The 20138-nt window shown below is 39.7% G+C and carries 16 protein-coding genes; 12 read left to right on the top strand and 4 right to left on the bottom strand.

Features of this window, described 5'->3' with window-relative positions; translation table 11 throughout:
• Nucleotides 1–70: 70 nt before the first annotated feature.
• Entirely contained in the window at nucleotides 71–1090 is a 1020-nt protein-coding gene (locus tag OEV42_00405; GenBank protein MDH3972710.1) for an acyltransferase, read from the bottom strand.
• A 426-nt stretch (nucleotides 1091–1516) separates the two neighbouring features.
• Here OEV42_00405 and OEV42_00410 point away from each other — a divergent pair, with 426 nt between their 5' ends.
• Entirely contained in the window at nucleotides 1517–6505 is a 4989-nt protein-coding gene (locus tag OEV42_00410) for a tetratricopeptide repeat protein (GenBank protein ID MDH3972711.1), read from the top strand.
• A gap of 139 nt (nucleotides 6506–6644) precedes the next feature.
• Here OEV42_00410 and OEV42_00415 read toward each other — a convergent pair whose 3' ends face one another.
• Nucleotides 6645–7004 (bottom strand): tyrosine-type recombinase/integrase, encoded by a 360-nt coding sequence (locus OEV42_00415; GenBank protein ID MDH3972712.1) that lies wholly within the window; start codon nucleotides 7002–7004, stop codon nucleotides 6645–6647.
• A 60-nt stretch (nucleotides 7005–7064) separates the two neighbouring features.
• A complete protein-coding gene (locus tag OEV42_00420; protein MDH3972713.1) occupies nucleotides 7065–7235 on the bottom strand; it encodes a tyrosine-type recombinase/integrase in 171 nt (56 codons plus the stop codon).
• Nucleotides 7236–7647: 412 nt separating this feature from the next.
• Here OEV42_00420 and OEV42_00425 point away from each other — a divergent pair, with 412 nt between their 5' ends.
• The 9 genes from OEV42_00425 (at nucleotide 7648) to OEV42_00465 (ending at nucleotide 13998) form a co-directional block, all read left to right on the top strand.
• Nucleotides 7648–8295: a hypothetical protein gene (locus OEV42_00425; protein ID MDH3972714.1), complete on the top strand. Its 648-nt coding sequence runs from the start codon at nucleotides 7648–7650 to the stop codon at nucleotides 8293–8295.
• Between the two features lie 95 nt (nucleotides 8296–8390).
• The gene (locus OEV42_00430; GenBank protein ID MDH3972715.1) at nucleotides 8391–8807 is read left to right on the top strand and encodes a hypothetical protein; all 417 of its coding nucleotides are present in this window, start codon (nucleotides 8391–8393) and stop codon (nucleotides 8805–8807) included.
• The gene (locus OEV42_00435; GenBank protein MDH3972716.1) at nucleotides 8800–9210 is read left to right on the top strand and encodes a TIR domain-containing protein; all 411 of its coding nucleotides are present in this window, start codon (nucleotides 8800–8802) and stop codon (nucleotides 9208–9210) included. The genes OEV42_00430 and OEV42_00435 overlap by 8 nt, the downstream gene beginning before the upstream one ends.
• Nucleotides 9134–10078 (top strand): response regulator, encoded by a 945-nt coding sequence (locus tag OEV42_00440; GenBank protein ID MDH3972717.1) that lies wholly within the window; start codon nucleotides 9134–9136, stop codon nucleotides 10076–10078. The genes OEV42_00435 and OEV42_00440 overlap by 77 nt, the downstream gene beginning before the upstream one ends.
• 305 nt (nucleotides 10079–10383) lie before the next feature.
• Nucleotides 10384–10839, top strand: a complete 456-nt coding sequence (locus OEV42_00445) for a hypothetical protein (GenBank protein ID MDH3972718.1) — start codon at nucleotides 10384–10386, stop codon at nucleotides 10837–10839.
• Nucleotides 10840–10988: 149 nt separating this feature from the next.
• Entirely contained in the window at nucleotides 10989–11597 is a 609-nt protein-coding gene (locus tag OEV42_00450; protein MDH3972719.1) for a hypothetical protein, read from the top strand.
• Between the two features lie 254 nt (nucleotides 11598–11851).
• Nucleotides 11852–12064: a hypothetical protein gene (locus tag OEV42_00455; protein ID MDH3972720.1), complete on the top strand. Its 213-nt coding sequence runs from the start codon at nucleotides 11852–11854 to the stop codon at nucleotides 12062–12064.
• A gap of 107 nt (nucleotides 12065–12171) precedes the next feature.
• Nucleotides 12172–12561, top strand: coding sequence for a hypothetical protein (locus tag OEV42_00460; GenBank protein ID MDH3972721.1), 390 nt, complete (start codon nucleotides 12172–12174; stop codon nucleotides 12559–12561).
• 792 nt (nucleotides 12562–13353) lie between these two features.
• On the top strand, nucleotides 13354–13998 hold the full coding sequence (locus OEV42_00465) for a hypothetical protein (protein MDH3972722.1): 645 nt from the start codon (nucleotides 13354–13356) through the stop codon (nucleotides 13996–13998).
• A gap of 257 nt (nucleotides 13999–14255) precedes the next feature.
• Here the strand turns inward: OEV42_00465 and OEV42_00470 are convergent, their stop codons facing one another.
• On the bottom strand, nucleotides 14256–18437 hold the full coding sequence (locus OEV42_00470; GenBank protein ID MDH3972723.1) for a hypothetical protein: 4182 nt from the start codon (nucleotides 18435–18437) through the stop codon (nucleotides 14256–14258).
• Between the two features lie 408 nt (nucleotides 18438–18845).
• On the opposite strand from OEV42_00470, the gene OEV42_00475 reads away from it, so the two are divergent.
• Together OEV42_00475 and dnaJ are read left to right on the top strand one after the other, a co-directional pair.
• Complete coding sequence (locus tag OEV42_00475) at nucleotides 18846–18998, top strand: hypothetical protein (protein ID MDH3972724.1); 153 nt, start codon at nucleotides 18846–18848, stop codon at nucleotides 18996–18998.
• Between the two features lie 57 nt (nucleotides 18999–19055).
• Nucleotides 19056–20135, top strand: a complete 1080-nt coding sequence (gene dnaJ, locus OEV42_00480) for a molecular chaperone DnaJ (protein MDH3972725.1) — start codon at nucleotides 19056–19058, stop codon at nucleotides 20133–20135.
• The last annotated feature ends 3 nt before the right edge of the window (nucleotides 20136–20138 follow it).

The raw sequence follows: 20138 nt of genomic DNA on the forward strand, positions 1-20138 counted from the left end.
CCTAAATTAGAACCCCTGCCTTTTCCGGCAGTGTATTCCCTGCTGTTTACCCGGGACGGCTGGTTTGCTTTTAAGTCAGCAACTCTTCTCTAAAGTGCTTTTTAAAAATGGCGGCAAGCAGATAACTAAATATTATTACAAAGAAGATAGAAAGACACCTGGCAATTACTGTATCATTAATTAGTAAATTTATTATGTAGGAAACAGGTTCCATTAAAAAGGGATGAAGACAATAAAGAGCAAGTGAGTATTTAGACATGAAACTTACAATTTTACCGGATTTTATTTTAGGATCTAAGGCAAAAATTAATAGTGTTAATGTTCCGAAAATGAGTGATGTTCTTGTATATGCAGGAATGGCAAATCCTTGCCCCGGAAAGAATATGGCTCCCGTGGAGGCATTCCATTCAATTATGGAAAATATAAAAAATAAAGAGAATGAAGTGACAAGAATGTAATACTTCTTTGATAAAATATTATCCTCGTTGCCTTTGATAAGAAGCGCTGCAAAGCAATAGGGGATAAAGTTTAATGGATTCCAGTAGGCGCTTAACTGATAATAGCCGTATATTTTTGTAAGCAGTGGCAGGAACGCAATAAATATTATTGATAATATAAAACCTGGTATCAGTATTGCGGGTTTAAGTTTTGAGATGGAATGAGTGAATAAAAGAGTAAGTATCAAACTAACGAAGAAGTAATATTTTGTATTTCCGGCCCGCAGCAAAATTACAATGAATGATGAAATAGAGTCGGGTATAATATCTAACTGGCCCGTGTAAAGATAACGCACAACTATTAATATTGGAGCCCAAAAGCTCAGCAAAAGCAATAGACGCTTCATGCGCTTTTGGAATGCTTTATATGTTATTTCCCTGGAAACGTAAAGATAGTTTGAGACTAAAATGAAAGCCGGAACAGCCAGCAATAAAAGGTGAAAGTTCACAAAATCTGAAAAGGTAAATGTGTGTTGACGGAAGTCTTTCATGGAGAATATTAGTGATCTGCCTCCTCCTCCCATATGCCATATCACTACGAAAACAGACATTATGGCACGTAAATAGTCGATGCCCTCTATTCTTTTATTCATCAATTGTCACTTCGTCGCTAAAAGTGTAAGTTTTTTTAAATCCGGATTTTTTCTTAATTACCATACCATAAATGTTAAATGTATGGTTATTGCGCAGCAGGGCATATTCTATTATAGTAATAGCTGGTCATACCAATAAATTATGGTTTGTTAAATGATATTGTCCTATTTAAGGGGCTGTTAAATATTATGGGATCATGTTTTTGCACTTGTTATACCTGTCTTCATGCTATGATTTAACTAAATAAGTAAAGTAACGGTTCATATCATAAAATAGAGAAAATTAAGCTATAAATTCCCGATGTCATTGTAATGCGTATTTTTATAAAATATTATTATATAAGATGTTTTGATTATTATGGTTTAATGGAAATGTACTTAAAGAACTCTAAAATTATTGTTTTTCCGACCTTTTTGTTTCATCTTATGGCAGTTTCTTTTTTCGTCTTATTCTTCTTTTCTTCTGCCCATTCCTATGAACGTATCGATTTTCTTTTTCAGATAGGCCCCGAATTAAGGGGAGACAAGCCTGGAAAGTTATACGAACCTGTTGATGCTTTCATGTCTGCTGATGGAACCATCTATGTTGTTGATTCAGATGCAGACAGGATTATTACCTTTGATGAAAGTGGTGCCTACAAAGGGGCCTTTGGCAGCAAGGGAAGTGAACCGGGAAAGTTTAATGAACCGACAGCAATAACACAGTCAAAAGATGGAAGACTGTTTGTTGTTGATAGTGGTAATAATCGTATCCAGGTTTTTAATACGCATGGCCAATTTCTTTATTCCTTTGGAAAGGGGGGGGATGAGAGGGGGGAGGTGGATGAACCCGGTGGAATTGCTATCGATAGTCAGGAAAGAGTTATGATTACTGATAGAGATAATTACTCTATCGTTTCTTTTACGCTCGATGGGATCTACCTGGGAAGATTCGGTAAAAAGGGAGATAAAAAAGGGGCCTTTCTTTCGCCGGCGGATATAGCTGTAGATTCACTCGATAATATCTATGTTTCTGATGACAAAAACGAAAATATCCAGGTTTTTGATTATGACCTGAATTTCAAAAGACTTATAAAGAAAAAATCGCGCAAAGATAAAAGCTTTGGATTACCTCTGGGCCTTGCTCTTGACAAGTGGGGGGCTCTTTTGTACACAGATGTTGAAAACAGCAAAATACATCGGCTGGATCGAAAGGGGGAGGAAGTTTTTCTCTTTGGCAGTGAGGGAAGTGGACGTGGACAATTCAGCGGTCTTGCTCGAATAAGGTATAATCGCCGTAAGAACCTGATTCTTGTTACCGGGGCCGGGAACTCACGGGTACAGGTTTTCAGGATTACACCTGAAAAAGATGAAAAAGTTATTGCTGCGGCAAAGGCGAGACGAAGGCTCTCCTTCGAGCGGATTATCCCTCATGTTGCAAATGATATGGCAATGAATGATAAGGGAGAATTCTACCTTGTGCAGTCTGATAAAAGGAAAATTCTTGTTCTTGATAAAGAGGGCAAGGTTGTATCCCGGTTTGGCAAGGCAGGGAAGGGTAAAAGCCTCTTTGATTTGCCTCATTCCATTATGTTGACACCACTGGAGAGACTCTATATTTCCGATGTGGATAACCATAAAATCCACGTTTTTGATACAAAGGGTAAAAAGCTTTTCCACTTTGGCGGCAAGGGGAGAAAAGAAGGAAATTTAAGGGAACCCAGGGGCCTTGCATTTTATAAAGACAATCTATACGTTGCCGATAGTGATAATCACAGGGTCCAGATTTTTAATAAAGATGGAATTTTTCTAAAAAGTATAGGAAAAGAAGGTGATGGGGCCGGCCGTTTTGATACGCCCTATGATATTGCTGTCAATTCGAGAGGTGAAATCTGGGTTGCCGACTATAATAACTCCAGGATTCAGGTTTTTGACAAGAATGGTAAATTTCTCAAAAAAATGGGAAAAAAAGGGATGAAAGCCGGGCAATTTTACCGGCCCAGATCTATCTCTATCGATGCCGATAACCTGGTTTATGTTCTTGACGGTGAAGAGGGCGCCCGCATCCAGGTTTTTAATGACAAGGGAAAGTATCTTTATTCATTGGGAAGTCCGGGAAAAGGGAATCCCCAATTGATGGATGCCCGGAATATTTATGTCCATTCCAATGAAGGGAGCAGGATATTGGTTGCTGATAAGGGAAATAAAGTATTGAAGGTCCTTTTTGTAAAACAGGTTCCTTCTGTCCCTTCCCCTATCTCCCTTGCCGGTAATGAAGCTTTTAGCCGCTTAACATGGGAGGCGGCCGGGGAGTCCTTTGTTGCAGGCTATAAAGTTTATGCCAGAGGGCTGAAGGAAGAGGAGTACTCACTGCTTGGTGCTTCCGGATCAGCGGAATTTGAAGTTAAGCATGATAAGGGAAAAGAAAAACCGCTTTATGTTGTATCGGCCTATTCTTTCGGCGGGCTGGAAAGTGAATTTTCGAAAGAACTGAAAGATGATTTCAGGTTGGGTTATGCTGCTTTTGAAGGGGGTGATTTTAAGGGAGCCATTATCTTTTTCGAAAAAGTTCTTTCCACTGTGCCTGAAGACCCCAAAGCCCTTCTCTATGCAGGGCATGCCTTTAGCCGCGAAAAAGAGTATATTAAAGCAAGTGAAAAGTATAAAGCCCTTTCCAGGGTAAAGGGCCATGAAAAGGAAGGCGCGCTGCAACTGGGCCTGCTCTACATGAATCTCGGTGAGCATATTGATGCGGAAAAAATATTTTCCGCCCTCTTAAAGAAAGACCCCGCATTCCTTCAGGCAAAACGTTATATGGGAGAAATACTTTTTGAAAAGGGGCTTTATTCACCGGCTCTGGAAATGCTTAATGAGGTTGCTGAAAAAGGCCTTAAAGATGCCCGGATTTACAATATTATGGGCAAAATTTACCTCAAGTCCAGTGTGCTTAACAAGGCTGAAAAGGCTTTTAACGACGCAATTAAACTTAATCCCCATTCTGCCGAACTTTACCGGAACCTTGCCGCAGTTTCCAAAAGGAAAGGGAAGGTAAAGGGGGCCATTGAAAAGCTTAATAAGGCTATCAGTCTTGATTCCAAAGATATTGAATCCTACCTTAATCTGGCGGAACTTTATATTGAAGCGGGAAAGCTTGAACATTCGGAAAAAGTTATTAATTCAGCTCTTCAAATTTCACCGGACAGCGCCGATGTTAACTATATTAAAGGGCGCTTGATGACTATGCAGAAGCGCTATGAAGATGCTGTTTTATCTTACGGGAAGGCGCTGACTATTGATAAGGAACATGAAAAATCCCTTTTTTACATGGCAATGGCCTATATGGAGATGGGGCGAAGAGATGAAGCTGTCAGCCATTTTAAAAAAGCCATTTCCTTTAAAAGTTCCAACCCTCTCGTTTATCTGGCCATAAGCCGTCTCTATGAGGAAGAGAACAAACTTGATGAGGCTATTCGCCGCCTGAAACAGTGTGTTGATAAAATACCTGATGATTCGCAATGCCATGAATTGCTGGCTCAACTCTATCTTAAAAAGAATAAACCGGAAAAGTCGGAAAAACACCTGGCTAAAGTCGTTCAAATTTCTCCACAAAAGGCAAGCGCTCGAATTAAACTGGCCTCTGTTTTGAAAGGGCTTGGAAAAACCGGAGAAGCCCTTGTTCAGCTTGAGGCGGCCATCAGTCTGGATGATGCCGGTTCTGAGGCGAGACATCTCCTGGGCACCATTTACCTTGAAAGCAAACAGTTGACAAAAGCGCTCAGGGAGCTTGAAATGGCTGTAAAGCTGGAGGCAGGGAATGCTGCTTATCATAACAGCCTTGGACTGGCATACCTGGAACTTTCCAGACCTGACGAAGCCATTGAAGCTTTTAAAAGAGCTTATAATATTAGCGCTCATGAAGTGTACAAGGCAAACCTCAATGCGGCCTTTGAAAAGAAAACACAACTTGCCGCTTCCAGTGACGGGCCACCTGTTGAAATCGTGCATATCTCTTTTAGTGAGGTTTTTGCCTCTGCCTATAAATCCTATGAAGAAGAGCCTCTCGGGACAATTTCTCTTAGAAACAACAGTGATGAGGTTTTGAAAAATATCAAGGTTTCTCTTAATATCAAGAAATATATGGACTTTCCTTCAGAGCAGCTTGTTAAAAGTATAAATCCCCATGAAACGGTCAAACTTGATATAAAATCGACATTTAATAATGCGCTTCTCCAGTTAACGGAAGATACGTCGGTGCAGGCTGAAATTTCTGTCCAGTACTTTAAAAACGAGAAAACCCTTTCTTTTGAGCGGAGAGAGTCTCTAACCATTTACAATAGAAATGCCATGACCTGGTCCAGAAAGGAGATGGCGGCGGCCTTTGTCACTCCAAAAGATGCGCCTGTCGTTACCTTTGCCCGGGGCGTTATCCAGATGGTTCATGGCGAAAGTCCCGACATCGATATGAACATGGGAAAGGCCATTCAGCTCTTTGACGCCCTTGGTGTAAGCGGTGTCGTTTATGTGGTCGATCCCAATAATCCCTATGCTTCCGTTTCCACCAATAACGGCAAAGTCGATTCCATACAGTATCCAAGGCATACGTTGAAGCACAAGACAGGTGATTGTGATGACCTTGTCGTTCTTTATTCGGCCCTTCTTGAAAACCTGGGGGTGGAAACGGTTATGCTTGATATTCCGGGCCACCTTTTTATGGCCTTTAAAACTGGTATTAAAAGTAAAGACGCCAAAAAGCTTGCAGGCAAGGAAAATCTTTATATCATTCGTGATGAATATGTCTGGATCCCTGTTGAGGTAACCATGGTAGGCAAGAGTTTTACCGAGGCATGGCGTGAGGGGGCGAAGGAAATGGTTTTAAGAAAGACAAAAGGTGAACTTAATATTATTGATACCCACGGGGCATGGGGGCAGTTTAAACCTGTTTCCATCGAGGATAAACAGGAAGTGTCTCTTCCCGGTAAAAATAAATTACTGGCCGCAATCAGGGAAGATATTTTCCTTCAGCAGAGCAAGGGCATAGAGAAGCTGATAAAGCCTTACGTGGAAGCATTGAAGAAGGATCCGGAAAATTACAAAGCCAGGCTTAACCTGGGTATTATTTATGGCAAGAAGGGTTATTACGAAAATGCGCTCAGGGAATTTGAAGGCATTTTGAAAAAGAGGACAGATGATCCTCATACGCTTAACAATATAGGAAATGTTTATTTTGAAGAAAAAAAGTATGAAGAGGCCGTAAAATACTATCAAAAAGCGGAGTCATCCGGTGAACCCGACTCTGCCCTCAAATTAAATCTGTCACTTGCCTATTACAAGATGGGTAAGCTTGAAAAAGCGAAAGCAAAGTTCAGGGAAGGGGAGAGACTATCTCCGGAAATTGCCGAACGCTTTTCCATCTTCAGATCCATTCTTTTTGATTGATTGGAGTCCCTTGAAATTACTTGAAAGAATTCTTTGACCGGACGGCTATGCGGTAATGAATATTTCATGTGGTGGTCATGTTTCCTGCCAGTCTGTGTCATTCCCGGCTTGGTCGGGAATCCATGAGCTTTACTTATCATTAAAAATCGAGCGGGCTTCCGGTTTTCTTGATGGTTGTCGTCTTGATTGTATGGGTGTAAATCATGGTCGTTCGTATGTCACTATGCCCCAGTAGCTGCCGGATTGTCCTGATATCGTAATTAGCCTGGAGCAGATGACTGGCAAAACTGTGCCGGAAGGTATGAGCACTTACCCTTTTTATAATGCCTGCCTGCTTAACGGCTCTTTTCACTGCTTTATTGACGTGGCTTTCGTGCAGGTGATATTGTCGCAGTTCTTCTGTCTCGGGTACTTTTGTCAGATTAATTGCGGGGAAAAACCACTGCCGGGGCAATTCTTTAGCACAGTTTTTGTATTTTTTCTCAATGGCATTGAACATAAAAGCACCATCATAGGCAGCCTTTTCGTCTTCCTGGAGTACCTTCTTTACGTTTTCAATCTAACCCGTTAGTTGAGGATAAATACTTTCCGGTAAAGGTACCGTCCTGTCCTTTTGTCCTTTCCCGTCATGGATTGTAAGAATCGCTGTATCAAAATTAAAATTGTTGATGCCTAATTTAAGACATTCAAAAAGGCGTAAGCCGCAACCACAGAGTAGCTTGACTACCAGATCATAAGGGTGTTCAAGAGAATCGAGTACAAGGTTGACTTCTTCTTTTGATAAAACGACTGGAATATAAGGTTTTTTTTTGCTCTTACATTGTCTTTATGCTGGCCAAAGTCTTTTTTGATAATATGCTTATAAAAAAAGAGCAATGCATTAAAAGGCTGGTTTTGTATTGATGAACTACGGAAGATTGCATTAATAATGGGGCAAAAGTGAATTATAAGAACTTGTTTATCAAAAAAAGAGGCTTTGTTTTTTTTAAATTGAGAAATCAGGCAATATATTCTTGAAAAAAGGTAATGATTGCGATAAAGATAAGTTATTAAATTTAATTATTGGTTGCGGTAAGGGGAATTCTACTAATAGGGTTTTTCTACAGCCTCGTTAGCTGATAAAACAATTAAGTGAGTAAGATATGAAAACAAATGGTTGGGTAGAAATAATTAAGTCCATTAAAACTCCAATTAGCTTACTTGCTCTAATCACCTTGATCGTCGGGTCGTTACTACATTTCAATCCAGATCCAGTAAGTAGATGGGCGGCAATATTTTTGCTTTTTATAATCACTATATTTACTATCGCATACGCCATCAAGTATAAGTCGCTATTCCCAACTGAAATAAGATCGATCTGGAGTAAAAATGATCTTCCATTAGAAGAGAGCGAAAGAGACTCATGGTTAGGTAAATGGAACTGTCGTTGGACATTTAGAGAAAAAGACAATCAGCTTAAGCCATATGTGGATGATATTATTGAAATCAATGAAATTGGTTGTAACAGTGGTGAATTGACTGGTATGGGCTTTTCTTCCTATATTGAAGGGTCAAAATATTTTCTCAAAGGCCGAGTGTCAAATAAAAGAATTGCACACATATTTTATACTAGTTCTGCGGAAACAGCCGGATTGTCAGGCATGGTTATTTTAAGTCGTCCCCCTATTGGTGATATCACAGGATGGTGGCTTGGTGCAGGGCGTAAAGGTGGAGATATTGGTGGAGGGGTAACTATGGAACGGCATGAGAACAACCTTGATTTCAAGATTAAAAAGTACGAAATCAGCTAAGTCTTTTTAAATAACAGCAGCTATCCAATGGGTCAAGTTGACGCCTAAAAGCGGCGCAACTTACCCATAACGTTATGTGTAAATAAGGAGCAATCATGTCGAAAATGCAAAGCCATTTGGAAATGATTCAGGGGATAATAAATCGATTGTCTCACAATTCTTTCCTACTAAAAGGATGGACTGTAGTGCTAGTTTCAGCCCTCTTTGCTCTCGCAGCAAAAGACAAGAATGCACTATTCATCTACCTGTCATACTTTCCTTCTATTGCATTTTGGTGTCTTGATGGATACTTCCTGTGGCAAGAAAGACTTTTTAGAGCTTTATACGATAATGTACGTGTAATGAAAGAAGAAAATATCGATTATTCAATGAATGTCAAAAATGCTGACATTTCGGAGATTACTTGGTCAAGTGCTTTTCTTTCAAAAACACTCATTATGTTTCATGGTGTAATTCTCGGTTCTATAATCATTGTAATGCTTCTAACCTTAAAAGGAGGGTGTAATGGCTAGAAAAGTTTTTTTTAGTTTTCATTATGCAGATATAATGAATGCAAACATTGTTAGAAATTCTGGACAATTTAAACCAACAGCTGAAACTGGATTTTATGATAAGTCCCTTTGGGAGGATGCAGAGACTAAAGGAAAGACCGCTATTCAAAAATTAATAGACGATGGTCTTCATAACACTAGCGTTACATGCTTTCTTCTCGGAGAAAAAACATATGCCCGTCCTTACTGCAAGTATGAGCTTGAAAAAAGTCTCGATGAGAAAAAAGGTATTCTTGGGATATTATTACCAAATCAAGAAAAACATGGCCCAAAATGGATTAGTAAATATGGAAGAGTATACAGTTGGGACCATAGTAAATTTGCTGATTGGGTTGAGAAAGCTGCAAGGGATGCTGGGAGATAACAGTAATAAAAACACTACAGGGGTTGATGGGGTCGGACAGGACTTTAACCTGCTAGATATGTTGCCGGTAACGGCGTACGGTCCGACCCCATTGCAGCATGCGTTGATAACAAAAGAAAAGGGGGCACTCAAATTGAAGATTCTATATGCCGAAGATGAGGAAAGACTCCAAAAGTCTACTGCGATGCTAATGAGTTGTTGGGGGTATGATTTTGACTTGGCTTCTAATGGTCAAGATGTGGTTGAATATGCCAAAGCAAATGAAGGAGGATATGACCTTTGCCTGATGGATGTTGATATGCCCATCATGAATGGTTGCGAAGCAACGGAAATGATACGTCAAAAGTTTCAATATTTTCCTATTATGGGGCTATCAGGAAATCCGCAATATAAAGATAAATGTCTTGAAATCGGTATGGATGATTTTTTGTCAAAACCCTGTTCTCCAGACGAACTTCTTGCTAAAATCAATGAGCTAACAGTCAAGTTTGAAAAACTATGCTTTAAAGATGAAACTATTTTTTTGAAAAAGGAGATGCCCATGGACCAGCAACATGCACAAGAATTGAGAGAATTAAAAAAGCAAGATTTGATTAAAGTTAAATTTGATGATGTAAGCGGTTCAGAGGTTGTTGTTCATAAAAACATTATCAACAAAATTGTTCAGGATTTTAACATCAAAAAACAGTTTGTTTCGACATTCATAAACCGCAACCCCGAGAAACCAACCAAGTGTATCCTCTTTGGCAATAATTGCCGTATGCCACAAATGTATCTTGATGGTGAGGATTATGAAGGCGAGTTGCAAGCAGAAAACGAAGAAGTAAAAAAGTACCCATCCATGATTTTGAAAGCCGAAGAAAAGTAAAATACAAAGCTAATCTTCGGCGGAACTTTCAGGCCTCTGAAAATCCAACAGAACTTCGAGCGACTTCAAACTGGAGCAGCTCAAAATGTCCAGCCAATGCTAAAAGCTCGTGGCTGAAAAGTGAGGGCAAACAAAAGTAGGTTGCCCTCAAGAAACGTGGAATTTCTAACAAATCAATAAAGAGGGAGCACCAAACATGCGTACTTGATTTTAGTATCTTACTCCGCTTAAACATTGTCGGTGGTTTTGGGCTGGTTGCCCCGCATGTTTGGCACCCCCTTATTGTGTCGTAATGCTTTTAAAACATGAAAGAATGCCCAACATTTGAAAATGCAATCCAGTCCTTTGAAGGATTTTTGAAATCAGAGAATAAATCCCAGGCGATTCAATGGTTATTTCGTGAAGATATCACAACTTACAAATTAAAAATGTGGATCAAAATCCCTTATTTTGAAAATCACTGGGAGGTAGCAAAGAAAATTTACCAATTGGGGTTAGATCGTGGGTTCGGTATCAGAATCATCCAGATTGGTTCTATTAATAATGATTCTTTATGCTACATCTGGTTGCCACAAGATGAATTAGATATGGACCAATCAATGATGGACCATAATCTGAAATTAAGTATTTCTCAAACAAACCGGGGGATTACTCCGATTAAAAATAGCGGTTTCTGGAATTTAATAAAATGGGTAAACTCCAAGAGGGGCTACAATTATTTAGAAAGTGATATGCCAAGTAGAAAATCATTGATGGTATAACAATGAAATACACACCAACCTGGAACCCTGCACTTTTTTGTATGCTTTTGGTAGATTTGGAGTGCATCATTTTTTCCGCACTGGCTGGAAGGTCCCAGGCGGGTGATTTAGATGCTAGCCTTACGAAATTAAAGAATGGAGAATAATAGATGAGAACGACCCTAATAGTCTTATTTTTAATAGCTATGCTCATTTCTTCGACTCAAACATTTCGGCACTTTTATGTGAAGTTTATTCATCCAACTGGCTCGGTTTTGGACCAATTTAAAACAGAAACTGAATCAGATATCGAAAAAGCAAAAAGTATAGATGATCTTGTTACACTTTATCGTAAGGCAAAAGATGAAATTAAAAAATATGAATCAGACTCCAGCAATCCGAAAATTGAACACAAACGTCGAAAAAATATTGAACCGTATAAATCTGAAATTCAAATTAAAGGGGAAATACGATCAAGAGAATACGATCAAAATCAACTGTTCAAATTATGCTTTTATTGGCTTTGTGGATTGCTTAGCACACTTATAGGCATCTTTGCTTTCAAGAAAATTAATAATTGGTTGGGACTTTCAGGAATAATTGTAGGGTTTTCCGAAATGCTATGTTGGACAAGTCCACTATTTCACAATCGTCTACTTAGTCAACAATATGAATACTTGTTGAATTATAAATTATTGTTCTCGTTTGTAACTATGGTTTTCCTGGCATCACTTTGGCTAATAGTTGAAAAGAGGGACTTTTTAGCAGAAAAAGGCTAAAAAGGTGCTTGAAAACGATGCAGAAACCAGCACGTTTCAGCTCAAACGTTGAAGCTGTAGGAAAACCCCTTTTGAAGTTTTTTTTTGGAAAAACCACAAAAATGACAAATATTTAATTCAATAAAATCAGCATGTTAGGAAATCGAAAAAATTATATTTTCGTAAATTTTTATTAAATTTGAGTTTTCCTACAGACTCGTTATATTGTTTTTATAAGATACTTAAGTTTCTCGCTTTGAGTGGAGGTATAACATATGGAAACATTTATTAATATTTTTGTCAGTTGGTTCCCAATGATCCTTTTAATTGCGGTCTGGGTACTTATGGTGAAAAAAATCAGGCCAACACAAAAAGAGTCTGTTTCTTTAATGAGGAAGCAAGCTGAACTCTTAGAACAGCATCTTCAACAGGCCGAGCGAATAGCAAGTGCTCTCGAAAAAATCTCTCAAAAATTGAATTCAGAATGAGTATATACAAAGAAACAATATGACCAGTCACTAAACCGGACCGTACACCCACGTTGGCTCTTGCCAATGGCTCCGGCTTGGTCGATTGGCTTTACGTTAGAGCTCAAATGAAAAAAACAATTAGCATAGTTTCAATTTTTCTTTTGGTAATTTTTATCGGATATGCAGTTATTAAAATTATTGGGTCAGCTGGTAATATTAATAACCCCGATGCTCAACTAGAAGCAATGCTACCAGAGGAAAGAGAATTCTGTAAAAAAGTCCTATGGCAGATTAAACCTGAATCTAGTGTAAAAGATGTAATAACATTACTTGGTAAGCCATCTCGTGATTTAAAACTTAAAAAGAATTGGTGGATGAAATTAAACGGAAAAAAGGACAGAGTGGGCGTTTATTTTACCTTGTCAGGCTTTGCAGAAGAGGTTGTTTTAGATGGAGGGCCAGGCAGATTCTACTATAGAAGAAAAGTATCAGATCATGTGAGTAAAAACTTCTAACATTCTCATTCACCAGATCGTCACCTTCGCCTTTTCGGGCTCCGGTGCTAACTGGTGATGAAGGGTGTTAGGAATACAAAGTAAAAGAGTTGGAACAATTCAAATATAGCCATACACTAGAACTGTCGGAGTCTGAATATGCCGATATATACGGCATTTACTCAAGGCGTTCACGTCCTTGGCGACGGTCTTTGGTCGTCATTGGTGGTGTCGCTTGTTTGTTTTGGACTTACACGCTTCTTTTAGGAATCGTACTACTCGGTTTGGCATGCTTGGCTGTTTTCGAACCACGCATGGTACCCTTTGGTGCGTCATCGATATTCAAGGGTCACGCTCATTTGCATCAGCCACTCACTTTTGGAGTTTCCGATGTGAAACTATCGGTTTCGGGATCCAATTTGAATTTATATTGTGATTGGTCAAATCTCGCAGTGTGGTATGAACGCGACGGCTGGTTACGTGTTTCACCGCATGGTATGCAAGATTTGTATTTTCGTGTTTCAGATTTACAGGAGAAAGCGGTGTATAATAGCGTCTTAGAATTGTGCCGGAAACACGGGAAAGAGTTTAATAGTAAGGATTAATTTCCTAACAAATTGACCGTTAAAACGCGGTTGTGTTTTAACGTCGGCTTACTTGAACCAGCAAATAAAGAGGGACCGCCAAACACGCGTACTTGATTTTCAGCGTGTCGTCCCGCAGTAACATTGCGGTAATTTAAAGGCCTCGGCCCGCACGTTTGGCGGCCCCTTATTGTTGTTGTTATATTTTTGTTACCCATAAGGTAAGTAAATGAATTTGGAACTCCATCACTTTTTCATTCTTGTTAAGCCTGAGGCAGAAGTCGCGGAAAAATTGATATCAATTGGGATGTGCGAGGGAACAAGAAACAAGCATGAAGGGCAAGGAACTTCAAACAGGCGTTTTAACTTCTCAAACGGGACTCTAGAGCTGTTATGGGTTCATGATGAAGAGGAGGCAGTTAACGGTCCAGGGAAGGGTATGTGTTTAGCAGAGCGGACTAAAAATACAAGCGCTTCACCATTTGGGGTTATTTTTAATAGAAAGGATAATTGTAGTCAAGAAATGCCATTTGAAGGATGGAAGTACGAACCTGTCTATTTTCAAGCGCCGTGGGCTTTTCATATTGGGGCTAACTCGAAGAGCATAGTTGAACCACTCTGTGTATATATGCCATTTATTGAGCCTGGAATGTCAAAAGGACTTGATGAGAACGAAACATTTAAGTCTATAACTCAAGTAAAGGTACATACTCCATCGGAACCAATGTCGAATGTTCTGGATATTGTGAAAAACGCTGAAAGGTTAACCATTGTAAATGGTAAAGAACATTTAATAGAAGTTACTTTCAATGAGAATCATATGGGTTGTTCACAGGATTTCAGGCCAGATCTTCCGCTGGTGGTTAATTGGTAAGGGATTGAGTGAATAAAAATATAACGATTAGCTACACCGGGTAGTGTTCCACGGCACTTTTTTGTGCTTGAGTAGCACAAAAGAATCACCACTCCAAAATGCAGGTTAGCACAGTGTTATAATTGTGCTTCCGGCGGAGGTATATCCGAATCCTTCTTACCTGATACTCTCTCAAAGAGGACGGGGCTTTCGTGCAGTTGCCATAATGAAAGTAGTCCAGCCACCCTCGGCCATTAATGTCACCTCAGAGCGCTTATTCACTCAACCTTTAATGATGTAGGTGCGCTGAGTGGATTGTCGTCTAGATCATAAAACTCTAAATCATCTTCATTAGCAAACATCAATTCACCCAAGTACGGTATTTTAATAAGTTTGACAAATTGTTTAGTTCCATCCTCAAATGTTTTAAAAATAGATTTATTCACTGTAGTTCCTGCCATATGTGAATAAGTATCATAATCAGCACCACCAACTACAACATCACCTTTATAGCGCTGTTCTGAAACTGAGTTGTTTGGAAATACATAAAATTTCGCAGCTGCACTAAAACCATGCCATCGGTGATGTGTATCAGGCATGTAAAGCAAACGCTCCTGTAGTTCTTTTTTAAATCTAGCCATTTTAATAGCCCTGGGTTTACCCTCGAATATTTTTCTGGGTGTGTAATATGGAACACTGACAGATTCCAATGGCATTATTACCGGTCCCTTACGAACTTGTGCTATCTGTGCTTCCGTGCGATCAATCATATCCCGCTCAATACCTTTCAAAATAGTCGTTAAACGATCATTAGGTACCCACTTTACTTTAATTTCATGACCGAATGTTGTCATATTTATATCACCAGCTTTATACGCATATTTCGAACCATCCCACTTAACCGCGACATTACTACTGATATAAAAGTGCCAATCTCTATAATTACGTATGTTCAAATCTGCCCAAATTTGAAAAGCATCCCAATTATCAACAAAACCTTCTTCATCATTTTTCTTACTTCTTGGAATTTCAGTAATAGTTACATAATCCAAATTATTATCATCAAAAAGTTCTTGCACTCGTTTAAAGCTGTGTGTGTATTCTATTAAGCTCCCTATTGCAGAATCATCAACCCCGAAAACTTTGGGTTCAATGCCGGTACGCGCCCACCAGTCAATAGCATTTAAGAATGGAGTTGTATCCTCGTCTTCCGTTTCAGTGGATTTCAGCCTTTGATATTGTTGAGCAAATTCTGCTGCTATCGTCAATGCCAGTAGTGCCCCTGCTTTAGCTCTGGCTATCTTTGCCTGAGGTTTAGATTGTGGTATACGCCTTAATATCCTCTGTTTTTCCTTTCTAGATAAATGACTGCCATTGACCAATTTATGTGCTAAATTTGGATCAATTCGCCATAACATGGAGACAGCTACATCTCGGTGTTTAGGTGTGATGCGCCCTGTTTCTCGTGCAACTTTCATTAATTTATGAAATCTTTTTATATTGTTAGAATAACTGTGCCTTTCACGAATGTTCCTCATATAGGGAACTGTTAAAGACTCAACAATTTCTGGTATCGGAATATCTTTCACCAATTTTTTGATTTTCTTTTTAAGGGTTTCTGGTGTTGCACCCTTAGCAACTATTTCTGTTGTTTTCTTTTCTAAAGCGGTAAGAGATCTCTTAACACTTCGGTAGGCTTCTCTCAATTTGGACTCATTCAAGCGTTCGTCAAGGTGTCTCCCACTTTGCTCGTGGATGGATAACGCTTCACGCAGCCGAGCCAAACGTCGATAAGCACTCTGAATTTCATTATTTGAAGAAATAGCGCTTTGTACCACCCCTTTGCCACGCCTAACAATTTCACCATCTGAAAATACTGTTAATGTAGCAACCTTATTGCCGGGACCAGGTTCCTTGGCAATATGAACATTAAAACCTAATTCAACCAAAGCTCGGTACGTGCTTTGGTTAAGTCTGAAGGTGCTGGCTCTATCTTTCGATTGAATAATAATATCGATATCACCTCCGTTGTGATGGAGGTGATGCACTAGTCTTGCCGCACCGCGTGCATCACTGGTTTTCGCCAATTTACCCATATGATGCTGAAAGCCTAATAAAATACGTACATTTCGAACGTTTTCCCGATATTCCTTTCCCATCGCACGCTCAAACTCCAATAACGTCTCACTTCTTACATCACCCACATCTAAGAATCGTATGCCGCTGGGTTTATGGGTAACAAACATCAATAGACTCGCAGCATCCCCTATCCCATTAGGCGGTTTTTCTCCTTTTAACCGGACTTCTCTTAACTTTGCGAAGACTCGATTAAGGCCATACAAATCAATTCGTAAAACGTCATTTTCCAAATGTAGATGATGGTATCCTTTTTTATTTTCAGGTTGGGGTATGGCATTAAAATTAGTAGCTAATCCACTCTTCTTTAATTCAGTTTCAAGGGCTGTTATTCTTTTTGCAAACCCAGATCCTGGTGCATCAGGATTGGTAGCAAAAACAGCGGGGTAATATATATTATGTGCAAGTATACCTTCTTCCAAAACAATACGCTTGATTTGCCGGATATGATCTTCATGAAGGTGCTTTATAACTACTCCACTGATTTCGTTAATTTTTAGAGCTTCTTTGACAGCTGCAATTGCATGAGGATAAACAGCATCAGTAGTGCCAGTATCATTAGCAAGCCCTTTGCCCCTGCCCATATGAAACACACGTAGTGATTCTTTGCCACCTGTTGGGACAGCCAAAAGCGGATGTGCCGGGCTGTGCCCTAAACCCGGAGCAGGAACATGAGTAGCATATCCGTAGGCAGGCAATATCGCCAGCCTATGACCTTGCCGGATCAGTAGCAGATCATCATCGTCAGGTTCAATAGATTTAGGCGGATTGGATGAGCTTAAATTTAGTTTGAACGCAGATTTGGCATTACTGCTTGCTGGTTTATTTACCATGTTATAAACGAATTCTCGGGTTTGCCAACCGGCATCTTTAACTTTATATTTTAGAAGGGCGATTATTTTGCTGCCGTCTAATGGCAAATGACGCACTACAGCGCTATTATCTTTTGCGAAATTATTTATGTCTGCAGGTTGCAGACGGCTACCTGATGGATGATCGGATTTAATAATCAAATCCCATTCTTCAACATCAATGTCATTCCTTTTCCATTTGAACGTCACAACATCCTCTGTAATTGCAGTTCCCGGTACAGGCCAGACAAGTTCTGGAGCTCGCATGACAATAGGTCGTAGAAGAAAACGGCTTGCGCTGGATCCAGCCTTGGAACTATGAACAATAAGGTCTCCACTATTATTCATGGCTACTATTTTATGGATTTTCAACTTCTCTCCGATAGGCAAAAGTTTATCCAATGGAGACATAATATTGTTATGCATAATAAAATGTACAGGTTCAGATTCAGTATAGGCACCCTTAAATTCAACAACATAGCCAGCTATCATATTAGAATCATTAATCAAAACAGGTGTAAATTCTTGATAGTAGTCTGGCCTGGCAGGGGAAAGCATTCCCTCAAAAATATGGATATTTCCATCCTCTATTGTAAATATCTTCGTCGATCTGGGGTCTCCCTCTTCTATATATATGGGGCAGTCTGCTGGCTTAGCATAAATTATTTCTGGAGGATTTGTGGCGAATGCACCAACGAGTGTTCCTATGGAATTATTTGCCGAAACACCCCCTGGGCCTGGTAACTTTGTCGACAATAATAATGACTCGGATTGTAAATCGTATTGATAAATTATTGATTGTCGATTCGAGGTGTTTAAGCATGCAATTGGTGTCTGAAGATCGTATGGAGTATAATTCCAGTCATTTAGAACATGACCCTCCATTGGGGCTGGTACATAAGGTTTTCCTCCACCAACAAGTCTGTCCTGGTCGGTTAATAAAGGCATATAAAGAAATTCGAAATCACCAAAACGGGTATAGGATTTCAATTTATTATTTCGAAAAGTAAAATGTTTCCTTGCATAATGTTCACTTGCTAATATAGTTCCTTTATTATTTAATGACGCGCTTTCCAGAGATGGATCAAGACTTTCTTTCTCGCTTATATTATATTCGAAAACTTTATGATCTTTTATATTAAAAAGCGACATTGCAGTTATTTCCTGATAGGTCATATTTCCCGTTTTCTTAGTAATGTATTTATTAGCTAGGACTTCTCCACGATCGTTGAGGCTAGTATACCTATAACCAGGTCTTGGTGTGATTTGACGAACAATTTTATTATCCTTCCAGATGCCATACATTTCTTTTCCATAGTTAATAAGTACTTCAGACTCGTTGTTGATGTCAATTGGAGTAGCATCTTTTATGCCCAGGTCAACAATTTCATATAAAGGCGGATTTGCAAATATTACAGGAGGGTGTGCTAATAGGTTGGCTGCAATACAAAAATATAGACACGTATATTTCATAATACCCTCATAGTCAAATGGCTAGGTTCCTTTACTATACATTTAGAGATTCACGACAAATCAACTCAACCAGTAAATAAGCGCTTTGGGTTAAACGAATGCTATAAAGACACATAATGTACATATTAAGTCAAAACAATTCCTTCTATCTTCGTAAAAGTAGACCAATTACTGAATTAGTTTCTAAAAAATTATAGTAATTTAAGCATTTTTGGAACTGAATTACAAATTACAGCTTATAATCTACTTGTTTACAGGTAAAGGTATTTTTTAATTAGTACGGTAAGTACTTCACCCCATATTGTTAGTGTAGCATTGTTTCTGTAAATTCAATTTAAAGGTTGAAAGAGGTGGATCAAATTAGTACTCCTAAATAGTTCAGCAAAACTAATAAAAGGAGGAAGAGAAATGATCCACCAAGAAAAAGGTAGCATATTTAATGAGTTAATAGAAACGATATCGGAGAAAGGACTGGAAGGCCTGGGTGAAGCCGTAAAAAAATCCAATTACCTCCATAAATACAATGAATGTTCCCCTTTTCTCTATTTGAAGTCACTTTAAAAAGCTGATATCATCTTGATAAAATTTAGTGACTAAAAAGGACCCAGAGAGATCTCGATGCCGAAAAAAGATTATTATAAAATGCTGGAAGTAGATAAGAAGGCAAGTGATGCCGACATAAAGAAGGCCTTTAGAAAGCTTGCAAGAAAATACCATCCCGATGTTAATCCCAACAACGAAGAGGCGGAAGCAAAGTTTAAGGAGATCAACGAAGCCTATGAGGTGCTCGGTGATACTGAAAAAAGGAAGCAGTACGATACGATGGGTGACAGCTTTTTTGAAGGTTTCAGGCCGAGCGGCAGCGGCTTTGAAGGATTCAGTTCTCAGGATTTTGAAAACCTCTTTAGGGGAACAGGCGGATTTGAAGATATTTTCGGGGGGATTTTCGGTCGTGGCGGAGCCCGGCGTGCTGCGCCTCAAAAAGGTGAAGACCTTAAGTACAGGATGGAAATTGACCTGGAAGAGGTTGTGACCGGCAAAAAGGTGGATATCTCCTTTTATCATTCGACGAGTTGCACAAGCTGTGGTGGCAGTGGCGAGAAGCCGGGAGGCAAGAGTGATACCTGCTCCCGCTGCGGAGGAAGTGGTAATGCAGCCCTTTCACGAGGCTTTATGAGGGTGCAGCAGACCTGCCCTGCCTGTAACGGCGCCGGCAGAGTCAATGTGGAGGCCTGTTCTTCCTGTGGAGGGAAGGGGGAGATTGCAAAGCATGAAAAGCTGAGTGTCAAAATACCGGCCGGGGCAGATAACGGTTCCATGATAAGGCTGGCAGGAAAGGGGAATGCCGGGAGGCATGGCGGGCCATCGGGAGATCTCTATATTGAAACGAAGATAAGGGATAAGGCGGGCTTTAAAAGGGATGGCCGGGATATTACCGTTGAAGCCCTTATCTCTGTGCCGCAGGCTATTTTAGGTGACACCATAGAAGTGTCTACTATTGATGGCAAGGCAAGTATGAAAATACCTAAAGGGACACAAAATGGCCAGAAATTCAGGCTGAAAGGGAAGGGTCTTCCTCCTATGGGCGGTGGAAAGCGGGGAGAACAGTATGTTCTTGTTACCGTTAATATTCCGAAGAACCTTGACGGGGAGGCGGAGGACCTTGTCAGGGCTCTCGGCAGAAAGTTAAGGAGTTAGAAA

Source organism: Deltaproteobacteria bacterium, from assembly GCA_029860075.1.
GTDB lineage: Bacteria > Desulfobacterota > JADFVX01 > JADFVX01 > JADFVX01 > JAOUBX01.